This window comes from Ruegeria sp. AM1 (assembly GCF_056540745.1).
Window position 1 is genome coordinate 1 of the sequence record NZ_JBQFXH010000024.1, and the last position, 9,953, is coordinate 9,953.

General features: G+C 53.8%; 7 protein-coding genes, 1 tRNA gene and 1 pseudogene. 3 read left to right on the forward strand and 6 right to left on the reverse strand.

The window, feature by feature from the left end; all coding sequences use genetic code 11:
* Positions 1 to 127 precede the first annotated feature (127 nt).
* A complete protein-coding gene (locus ACR0I7_RS19740; RefSeq protein ID WP_480514042.1) occupies positions 128 to 469 on the reverse strand; it encodes a RidA family protein in 342 nt (113 codons plus the stop codon).
* A 176-nt stretch (positions 470 to 645) separates the two neighbouring features.
* Here ACR0I7_RS19740 and ACR0I7_RS19745 point away from each other — a divergent pair, with 176 nt between their 5' ends.
* A complete protein-coding gene (locus tag ACR0I7_RS19745; RefSeq protein ID WP_480514044.1) occupies positions 646 to 1,965 on the forward strand; it encodes a tetratricopeptide repeat protein in 1,320 nt (439 codons plus the stop codon).
* Between the two features lie 75 nt (positions 1,966 to 2,040).
* On the opposite strand, the gene ACR0I7_RS19750 is transcribed toward ACR0I7_RS19745, so the two are convergent.
* Entirely contained in the window at positions 2,041 to 2,748 is a 708-nt protein-coding gene (locus ACR0I7_RS19750) for a lysophospholipid acyltransferase family protein (protein ID WP_480514046.1), read from the reverse strand.
* Between the two features lie 144 nt (positions 2,749 to 2,892).
* On the opposite strand from ACR0I7_RS19750, the gene ACR0I7_RS19755 reads away from it, so the two are divergent.
* Positions 2,893 to 2,968 (forward strand) — tRNA-Trp (locus tag ACR0I7_RS19755).
* Between the two features lie 517 nt (positions 2,969 to 3,485).
* On the opposite strand, the gene ACR0I7_RS19760 is transcribed toward ACR0I7_RS19755, so the two are convergent.
* From ACR0I7_RS19760 to ACR0I7_RS19770, 3 genes are all read right to left on the reverse strand, one after another.
* On the reverse strand, positions 3,486 to 3,908 hold the full coding sequence (locus ACR0I7_RS19760; protein ID WP_480514048.1) for a hypothetical protein: 423 nt from the start codon (positions 3,906 to 3,908) through the stop codon (positions 3,486 to 3,488).
* Positions 3,909 to 4,423: 515 nt separating this feature from the next.
* Positions 4,424 to 8,431: an autotransporter domain-containing protein gene (locus tag ACR0I7_RS19765; protein ID WP_480514050.1), complete on the reverse strand. Its 4,008-nt coding sequence runs from the start codon at positions 8,429 to 8,431 to the stop codon at positions 4,424 to 4,426.
* 618 nt (positions 8,432 to 9,049) lie between these two features.
* Complete coding sequence (locus tag ACR0I7_RS19770; RefSeq protein ID WP_480514052.1) at positions 9,050 to 9,577, reverse strand: peptidoglycan-binding domain-containing protein; 528 nt, start codon at positions 9,575 to 9,577, stop codon at positions 9,050 to 9,052.
* Between the two features lie 41 nt (positions 9,578 to 9,618).
* Between ACR0I7_RS19770 and ACR0I7_RS19775 the strand changes: the two genes are divergently transcribed.
* A complete protein-coding gene (locus ACR0I7_RS19775; RefSeq protein ID WP_480514054.1) occupies positions 9,619 to 9,786 on the forward strand; it encodes a hypothetical protein in 168 nt (55 codons plus the stop codon).
* 69 nt (positions 9,787 to 9,855) lie between these two features.
* On the opposite strand, the pseudogene ACR0I7_RS19780 reads toward ACR0I7_RS19775, so the two are convergent.
* Positions 9,856 to 9,953, reverse strand: a pseudogene (locus tag ACR0I7_RS19780) (IS5/IS1182 family transposase); the annotation flags it as partial.

A 9,953-nucleotide genomic window follows, 5' to 3' on the forward strand; every position in this document is an offset into this window, starting at 1 on the left:
CGCGCGTGTCGCGCCTGGTTGCGGCAGGCGATTTTCCACAGGAAAATCTGCCGAGAGCAACTCGGTAAGGAAACTAAAGAAGGCCGTCCCAAAGGGGCGGCCTTTTGTCTTGGCATTACGCTCAATCTCAATCGTAGGCCGCGTTTACGATGAACTCAACCTTCAACTCGGGGCGCGCCAGTTTGGATTCGCCACAGGCGCGGGCAGGGGCGTGTCCGGTGGGCACCCACGCGTTCCAGACCTCGTTCAGACCGGCGAAATCCTTCATATCGGCCAGCCAGATTGTCACCCGCAGCATTTTCTCGCGTGATGACCCGGCTTTTTCCAATAGCACATCGATCTGCTGCAGGCAGTCGCGCACCTGCTCTTGAATCGTATCGCCTTCGGCGACAAGGCCGCTCAGATAGGCAACGCCGTTGTGTTTCACGATGCTCGATGCCCGTTCAGTGATGTCGATGCGTTCAATCATCAGGGTGGTCTCACTATGTCATTGATATGTGCGCCGGCTATAGCGAGTGCGACAGCCCTTGGCCACAGGGCGCAACGCGGGCAGGGCGGGGCCGTGCAAACATCTCGGGCAAAAGTCTTTTTCCCGGCGCATTCAATTGCTACAGATCGCGTAACAACATTTCGGATCGACCTAATATGACCCATAATTTTCTTATACCGACCGCATATGCGAGTGCCCTGCTGCTTGCCTGCGCAACGCTCGGCAGCAATGCGGCGGCCAAGCCCCTTTTGACCAACTCTCAGTCAACCTATGCCTCCGCTTGTATCGAACAGGCGGACACGCCGGAACGGCTGGTCGAAATCTGCCAACACGCGTTGGATGAGGCGGACGCCTCCGACGCGCAGCGGATCGAAATGCTGGACCGGTTGGCCTGGGCGTATTTTGACCTGGATGAGCTGGCGCAATCTCGGGGCGTTTTTGAACAAATCCTGGCCATCGACCCGAAGGCAGAGCCCGGCCTGCAAGGGGTTGGCTGGGTGCTCTACATGCAGGACGACTATACCGCTGCGACCGAGTATTTTCGGCAAGCCGTTGCGCAAAAACCAACGGCCCCCAATTTGTCGGGTCTGGCCGCCAGCCAGCGCTGGGACGGTCAGATCGATCTCGAGGAATTCGAGAATTACATGCGTGCGGCGCTGGCGCTTGACCCGGAATACCGCTGGGGCATCAGAGAGTTGGCCTGGGCGCTGACCTATGATCACCAGTTCGATGCGGCGACCGAACTGTTCAATTCGGCGCTTGAGCTGGATGACGAGGACGCCAATGCCGAATACGGTCTGGCCTATGTTCTGACCGAACAGGATCTCTGGGATGAGGCGCTGACCCATGTCAACCGCGCGCTTGATTTGAGCCCGAACTATGTATCGGCCCTGTCGCGCCGATCCCTGATCCTGCTGATGCTGGATCGTCCCAAGCAGGCGCTCAAAGACGCCGAACTGGTTATCGATGCCCGCCCCAACAGTGCCGATGGGTATGTGCGCAAGGCACGTGCGCTTTCTGAACTGGGGCGCCGCTCGGCCGCGCATGCGGTGCTGGACGAGGCAGAGGCGCGCGCAGGTGTCAGCAACTATCTGACCTACTGGCAGGCGAGTCTGCTGTTTGATGATGCAGAGTATGATACGGCGCTGGCGATCATTCGCCGCAGCGTCGAGACTGAGGATGCAGACCACTACGATTTCCGCCTGCACGCCGAGATCGCGCTTGAGCTTGAAAAAATTGCCGAAGCCCGCAGCGCGATTGATCAGGCGTTATCGTATCAGCCAGACAGCTATTATTCGAGATATATCAACGCGTTGATTCTGGTGGAGGAACAGCAGTTCGATGCGGCTGAAGAGATGTTCGACAGTGCCATCGAGGCCGGTTTATCCGAAGATTATCTGGATGATTTCATGTCGGCATTGATCGCGCAGGGACGCATGTTTCAGGCGATCAAGATGCGCGTCCGCTATAGCTGAGCAGTTGCTGCGGCCCCAAAGGGGCAGGCTGTCAGCCGGGCAAGGTCTCTGATCTGGTGAATCTGGCGAAGCTGTCTATCCGTCTGCGGGCTGCCACGGCGCGCGTCCAACCATCTGGTCGGCTTCGGCGGTGATCTGGTTCATGTGATCCTCAAGGCTCTGCCGCAGCTCCTCGATCTGTTCTTCGGTGGCTTTACGCGGGACCGTTTCCGTCCATTCCCGGCACAGGAAGACCCCTTGATTTCGCCAGGGGCGCGGCATCAGCAGACGGTCCCACGTACCCGCCTCGCGCCCGTGACGGGCGGAATAGGTGATGCCAAAGACACGCTTGCCTGAGGTGCGCGCCCAGATCAGCGGAACGGTCGATGAGATACGCTCGGGGCCGCGCGGCCCATCTGCGGCAATCCCGATCGAGATGCCCTGTTTCATCTTGCCCAGAACCTCGCGCGACAGTGCAACGTGGCGCTTGTGGCTGGACATGGCAATGGTGTCCATGCCGAACAGGCGTTGTACGCGTCCCACCATGCTGCCTGCGCGCGCCGCCGAGGTGATCGAACAGATGCGACCGGTCTCAAGCGGAAAGAAGTAAGGGGACTGCGCAAGGCGTTGATGCCACAGAACCACGATCACCGGTTCGCCCTGTTGCGCCAGCTGATCCAACTCTTCGTACCCGATGCGCTGCCAGCGGGTGTTGCGGTGCACCAGGCGGATATACCCCGCGATCCGCCGCGCGGCCCAGTTCAGGACGGCTTCGCTGTCTGCGATTTTCTTGCGGATACTCACGTCACGGGTCCTAGTTACCAGCAGACCTCTGTCTTATAGGACTGCGCGTCATGCGCAACTTGTTTGTCTTTCGGGCTAGAGGTGAGGAATCTAAAAAAGCCTCTTGAGTCCGCCGCGCGGCTGGCATATCTGGGAGCGCATCACAGGGGTATAGCTCAGTTGGTAGAGCGACGGTCTCCAAAACCGTAGGTCGCGGGTTCGAACCCTGCTGCCCCTGCCAATAAAATCAAATACTTATCCGTATATCGATTCCTTGCATATCAAAACTTTGTGCATTTTTTGTCCGTTTTTCGGGAAAAATGTTTGAAGCGGGCCTAAGTCCGCGCCTGATGCCCGCTATTTCCCGCTAGAAAGCGGTTCAGCGACTTGTGAACGAGAAGGGTGCAAATTTGCATCCTTTAAACATTTTTGCCGCTTGCGCTTGCGTAGGACCAACAGGCAAACTTGCCGCTTGGTCAGATACTCGATCGCCGCCATGTGACAGTTTTGCCCGCTTCGCAGCAACCATTGAACGCTGACTTTCCGTGAGGTGGCGGCGGTGCAATCCATTTTCCACCATTATTGAATGGCAGGCCGATCTTCAGGTCTCTCCCCAAAATTGGGGAGCCCCACCGACACACAGCAAGAACCAGCAGAAAGCCCGGCAACCCTCGACCTGCTGGGCCACCCAGAAGGCAACTCGATTGTCGAAAAGGGTGTCGGCACATTCCAAGTTGGATCGTTATTGATTGCGCTCATCAATGACATTGCCGCCACCCCCAAAGGATTGTGGGGCCGTCTGCTAAGGGCAAAACGCCAACCTGTTGAAGGCCAATTGTCTGCATCAATACGACGGTCGGCCAATAGGCGGGGCTTGATGCAGTTACGTACTCGGGCTGTTGGGCGTCCCAGAAGGCATTCAGGATGCGCTTAGCGTCACTTGCGACGACCTTCCAATCCTCATTCTGGATATGCAAGTCCATATGCCAGACGTTGCGGGGTGCCGCTGCGTTGAACTGACCCACAGTGTTATGAAACCGCCAGTATTGGACATGGCCGCTGTGAACCAACGCCGCGTCATCGCCCAACATGGAGTTGAGTTCTTCCCCGGAAAACTGGTCCTGAGGTGAAAGGCGTTCTGCCTTTGCTGCCTGTGGCTTATGCTCTTGTGAGGTGTTCATTTTCTGCCCTGCGCACGTTCACGGTAACATAATACCCCATACAAAGCAGGAACAGGAGCAGAAGGAATGTGAGTAGATGGGGTATTTCAGCGCCACAACGGGATCTGAGTTTTGCCTTTGTTTTCAATGTTGGATTACCGATATGGCGGAAAGAAGCGGCGCAACGAGATAACTGTATCGGACACTGTAACATTTATGCTATTTGGCACGGCATCAACGCCGACGTTTACGCCGATTTGTTACACACCGAACTAGCAGGGAAGACAAAGTGAAACACAAACCAGCCGCACCGGGCACCGCGACTGCTTTTTCGAAGTTCTCATTGTCGCCTTTTCCGTCTGGAAAATGAGCTTCGCGGCTGGCTACTAATCATTCTCAAGAGGGAACGTTAAATCACGATTGGTCGCTTAGACCCTGATCCAACTAGAAGTCGGAGGATTTGCTCCAAATTGTTGACATTAGGTAACCTGAGTAAAACCGTATGACCAGTACACCCTATTGGCGAAGTCCTGAAACTAAAACCTTAGTTCGTATTGGCCTTGCAAATCGAAGGAATCCGTGAAGTCTTGCTGGAATCCCAAACTCAAGTCACTTCGGTCACTGAAGCTCTTTTGATACCCTATCGACAGAGCATGCGAGCTAAACCCGTCGTTAGAAAAATCATATGCGTAATCAAGATCCAGCTGGCCAAGGTACAGATCAACGGACAATCCCAGGTCGATGGTTCCGCCGATACCATTGGAACCGTCCTCTGAAATAGTAAACGACGGCGCGCCGATTCCCGCATTGATAAAACTCGAAGTTACATAACGGGTACCGTCCAAAAGCTCTCCACGAGCCGTCAGCCCCCCCCTTAGCTCTGCCTTGACCTGCCGAGCCAGGTAAATCGGTCTGCTTGCATTCACACCAAAAACAAGCTGCAATGAGTCGTAGGTCTCGGATTCAATGTTCAAAGCCAAACCACCACCACCGGTTTCAGTGTAGGCGTCTGTTTTCAAACGAAGGTAGTCAAGCCCAACTATCCACCTCAATTCTGTTCCCGATGTCACTTCTTCAAGTGAATCGCCATATTTGCCGAGGCCTTGAACATAAGAGATTGTTGGTACGATGTTGATGTAAGTGCCATCAAAATCGGCCTGAGCGCTTTCATCGACTGATAATCCGTTCGCCTGGAACTGGATGCCACGATCACTGTCGTATGAAACAGTGCCAAGAGTGACATAGCCATCGAAGTCTATCCCAGGAGCTATCCAATCATCAGCGTACCCGTAGACGGATGCCTGATAGGCTTTGCTGTCCAAGCCCCCACCATCAGAGAAATCAGTGTCTGCATCCGTGTACCCAATAGCAGCACCAATAGCTCTCGACTCGCTTGGCCTGTAGTCTAGCCCAACGAGAATATTGGCTGCCCGGCTTTCGAAGCCTTCCGAATTGGTTGTACTATCCCTTTCGCTGAAGGAAAAATCGCCAGCGACAAAGAATCCCCAAGGAGAACCGGCCAATTGGTCCTCTGGCGAAAGCCCGAGCGTGCCGCGAACAAGGTTGCTAAATAGCTGCGTCGGAATGCTCTCTCCGGACATCGTTACGTTGACGCCGCTGATGTCGAACCCGCGTACACCCCCGTTTCTCAAGTTGCGAATACGGTTGGATATCCCGCGCCCAAGATCACGGGCCATGGTCTGGGCAACATCAACTGTGGCAAAATGTTCTTCGTTGCGAAGGGCTCGCATCGCATTTTCAATATCTTCTCCATTAAGCGCCGCAGCCGTCAAATTGACGCAAGCATTAAGAAATTCCTGGTTCGTCGCACCGACGCAGCTTTGCTCGAAACTCTGTGCGACGCGGCGCAATTCTGGGTCGCGAACAGCATTGGCAATGACACCGGAACCGGTAGGCAACACTTCGACGACAACTTCCGCCGATGATCCACCGAGACCGGAAAGGCCGGGATTGGCTCCGTTGTACCTGAATCGAGCCCGACCGGTAAATCCGGACGCGGCATTGAACGTGACAGATTGACCGTCGACACTGACGCTGCCGGTACTTGGATCCGGCGGCACAGAGATTGTGACGACAGTTGCATTTGCGCCTTGTCGAATCACGCCAACGTCGTTGGCCAAGACATCAATACGCGCGCTGCCGCTCGTGACTGTCACCGCTTTGTCATCTTTGGCCAAAACGCCGCCTTGTGCGACGACGGTGATCGTGACCGTGGCTGGCGCCGAAACACCGGCTCCGTTTTCCGAGCTATAGGTGAAACTGTCTTGCCCGGTGAACCCTGGCGCCGGCGTGTACGACACACTTAGCCCATTGATCGCGGCCGAGCCGTTCGCAGGACTCGAGTCCAGCGAAATACGAGATGGCGAACCGCCGACATCGTTTGCGACAACGGCGATAGATACCGGTTGATCCTCGAAAGTATTCGCGTCGTCGGCGACAGTGACAGGTGCAGCCTCTGCCACCACTACGGTTAGGACCGTAAAGCCTTTGTTGAGCGGGTAGAAACCCGGAACGTTTCGGATAGACCCACCTGCCGTTTTTGACCCTGCGATATTCCTTGGAAGAACGCGCAGCGGGTACGTTCCGGGTGCAACGCGTTTGGCAAGGGTCACGCGGCCCGCAGCTGAGATCGTAAACGCTCCTCCGATGTTGTCTTCAATAAAGTAAGAGTGGATCGTTGAGGGCACAGCGCCGGAGCCTGAGCCCCTGCGATCAACACGGAAACCCGGATCGGTTTCGATCGGATCGGGGTTTTGGACTCCTACATCAGTTTCGAGAAAGTCGCGGATCAGGTCTGTTTCTGTGATCGTTGGTGCAAACTCATCCTCGACTGCTGTAAGCCTTGCAAAGAACTCTCCGCCTCTGTTGGTTTCGCAAAGCCGTTGACCATACCAAGTGAAGGCATTTGGATCAGCACAATTGGGCTTTGCAGAGAAAAGCGCGTCGTTGTTTGGTGGATCGGGGATATGACACGTAAAGCAGGCTGCCGACCCAGGTGTCGATGCCTGCTGAAAATTCGACAGCGGATACCTGTCTTTCAAATTGTTAGCATATCGCCCTGCAAGCGCGCCATGACCCGCCATCACGGCTGAAATGTTAACGGCAACTCTGATCGGAACGGATGCGCCGCTACCGTCGACCACATCGACTTCGAAAGTCATAGCGACTGACTGACCGGTTGCTAAAGCGGTATCGAAACTTGGTTGAAGCTCAACAAGAGTCCCACTGCTGGAAATCCGAAACTGGCCCGGTGACGCGAGGGACGTTACTTGCGGTGGCAGAACAAGGTTGCGCAAGTTTTCCAACCGCAGTGTATCATTCGCGTCAACATCAGATGCTCCTGCCAAATCCAGCACATCGATGTTCGCTCGAATGACGGACTCGTCCAAGCTTGTTGAAATGCTTGAATTGTCCACCGTCGGCGGGTCGTTTATACCATTTACAGTTAGCTTAAACTGAACAGGGGTCGTGGCGACAACTGCAGTTAATCCTGTTCTAAAGGTACGGGTTTCCGTAACACTATAATCAAATTCAATAGTACCGGTTTCACCAGCGCCCAACGAATTAAATGAAGACAAATCTGACAGTGTCACTATCGAATTGGAACGACTGATCCCCCGGAAACTACTTATATTTGGTACTGTGCCGGTAACGCTAAGCGAGTCATTTGGGTCGGGGTCAGTGTATGGCGTGCCGTTGTTGTCTTCGAGCAGATTGATTGGAATTGGCAGGCCAGTTTCATCTTCATCAACTGTGACTTGGCGTATATCGAATTTGGGGCTGGAATTCGATGCGTTGTCAACACCGTTCACGGTGACCACAAGTTGGCCAGAAACGACGTCGAATTTATCCCATGCTTCAAACGAAATTGTCACCGTGCGGCTCTCTCCTGGGACTAAATCGCTGAAAGCGTTTGTGTCGAACTGAATCGTGTTTCCGCCAGACCCGAACGTTGGCGTTATATTCAGAGCAGACCCTCCACTAACAACCGCTGTCGGCCTCATGCCACCGCTCGCAAAGCCTGTAACGTTGTCGTCGTTAGCATCACTGAAAAGTGTGTTAATCACGGGACTGATGTAAATTCCGCTGCCGTCATCGACAGAACCGCCATCTGTCGACAGTTGCGTTGGCAACGTGTTTACAACCAAATCGATAGTTTTCACATTGGAATTGGATGAAGCTGGTATAGTGAACAGTTCAAAGCCCTGATTATTCTTGGGTAATGGTTGAACCTTTAATATTTCTCCTTGTTTAAGCCCAACAGTAGTGTCTGGAGTGACAGTCAACTTATTAAAACTTGAAAGAGAAACTTCGGAACGAGCCGACAGCAAAGTCACAGAGTTAAGACTCGCAACTCCTCCGTTTACAGTGTTCCCATTGTCATAATCTAACATGATATCAGTAGGGTTTTTTGCTTTTACCCGAGCACTGGACGGCGATTTCAATTTTGGGACAAACGGATCGGTCGCTCTTTCAGCAACGTCTTGAATCCATTTTGGCAAATCAATAGCGCTTGTTGGCACCGAGCCCTCCAAGCTTTCCCCGAATGAATTGCGCGGATCCGTAGTGTTAAGCCGATGGCAACTACGACAACGCTGTGGAGTAGATCCAGGTCCAGTCAAATTGTCTTCGACATCCGGGTACAGCGATCTAAAGGCCGACACCGCTTCATTCTGAAGGCCGGTACTAGCAGGTAGCGCGGATGCAGTAGAGCCATTTAGGGCACAAGCAAGAACTCCAATGCAAAAGAGAGCGGCCAACCAACAGATACGGCTGTGCACTTGGTGCATTGTCAAAGTCCACGACATTTCGAGTTCTCCTCTACCCTCTCGTAATCAAAACAAACTCACACTGAACTGTCAGACAGCCCAGTTCAGGTGGGACAAAGCCCGTGATCAGATCTTGTGAAATAGACATGGGATCGCTGCGGAATTGCGCGATCGCTACGGACCCCCATAGCAAACATCAGTACTGTCCCCCTTTGGCTGCCCGATCAGCAAGGATCGACGCAGAACTCTGTTTTTTCCTCAGTTTTATTGGCCGGTGCTGACCCCCTCTGTTCGGGGAGTTATAAGACCGGCGGTTGAATTTTGATCTGGAGATGCTGAGGGCGTGGGCTGAACCAAGCTGGAACGCAGCAATCAGTTCCAACCGCCTCCGCCTCCGCCTCCTGCGCCGCTACCTCCGCTATTACCACCTCCTGAATTGCCGCCGCCGCTTCCATTACCTTCACCACCACGGTCACTTGCCGGAGTCGTTGTGGCGCTTGAAGGTGCGGAAGAGACCGAAGATGCGATAGAGCGTGATGTTGGTGCTGGCGTTTGTACGCTCAGCCCTAATTGTTCATTTGTTAAAAACGCGGTGTTAGTTCTGAGTGCATCCAACAATTGCGCGCTCACAAAGCCGTTTTCCGGGGCTCCGATGTCGCTTTGGAACGAACGTATGGCACTGCGCGTGCTTGATGTAATCAATCCGTCAGCGGGTTCGTTTGAATAGTTCAAGGCGCGCAATCTTCCCTCAATTTCAGCGCGTTGAGCTATTGACATGGGTTGATCTGAGGTCGGCCAGGACACAGCCGTAAACGCAGCTTTCTCGTAACCAGGGGGGGCACACGCAACTAATGTCATTGCGCAAACAGAATAAACAATAATTATAGCTTTGGACCACATTTACCCGTCACCAATAGCGCAGAAAAACCGGAATCCATTAAATGGCTGCCAATATCCCTAACACGTTTGTCATCATTTTGCGAAAAAAATTTACCGATTGCAGAGATATGGCTTTTGCTTGCCTCAATATTCGCCCAGTTCAAATCCAGAAGATCATAGCAGGATTTCAGCAATTCAAACCCATCTCGACAATAGCCGGCGTTCTTTGAAGATCATGAGTTGAGGGGGGTGCTCCGAAATGTTCCCAGGCGTCCAAGCGCCTCGACTAGGGTCAGGACTCATAGCCAATAGATGACGGTAGCCGCCAGTGCGATGGCTGAGAGGAAGACCTTTGGGCACCTGTCGTATCGGGTTGCCACTCGCCGCCAATCTTTCA

Coding starts and splice junctions, on each gene's coding strand:
- ACR0I7_RS19740 (WP_480514042.1), bottom strand. CDS start 469: ATGATTGAACGCATCGACATCACTGAACGGGCATCGAGCATCGTGAAA.
- ACR0I7_RS19745 (WP_480514044.1), top strand. CDS start 646: ATGACCCATAATTTTCTTATACCGACCGCATATGCGAGTGCCCTGCTG.
- ACR0I7_RS19760 (WP_480514048.1), bottom strand. CDS start 3,908: ATGAACACCTCACAAGAGCATAAGCCACAGGCAGCAAAGGCAGAACGC.
- ACR0I7_RS19770 (WP_480514052.1), bottom strand. CDS start 9,577: ATGTGGTCCAAAGCTATAATTATTGTTTATTCTGTTTGCGCAATGACA.
- ACR0I7_RS19775 (WP_480514054.1), top strand. CDS start 9,619: ATGGCTGCCAATATCCCTAACACGTTTGTCATCATTTTGCGAAAAAAA.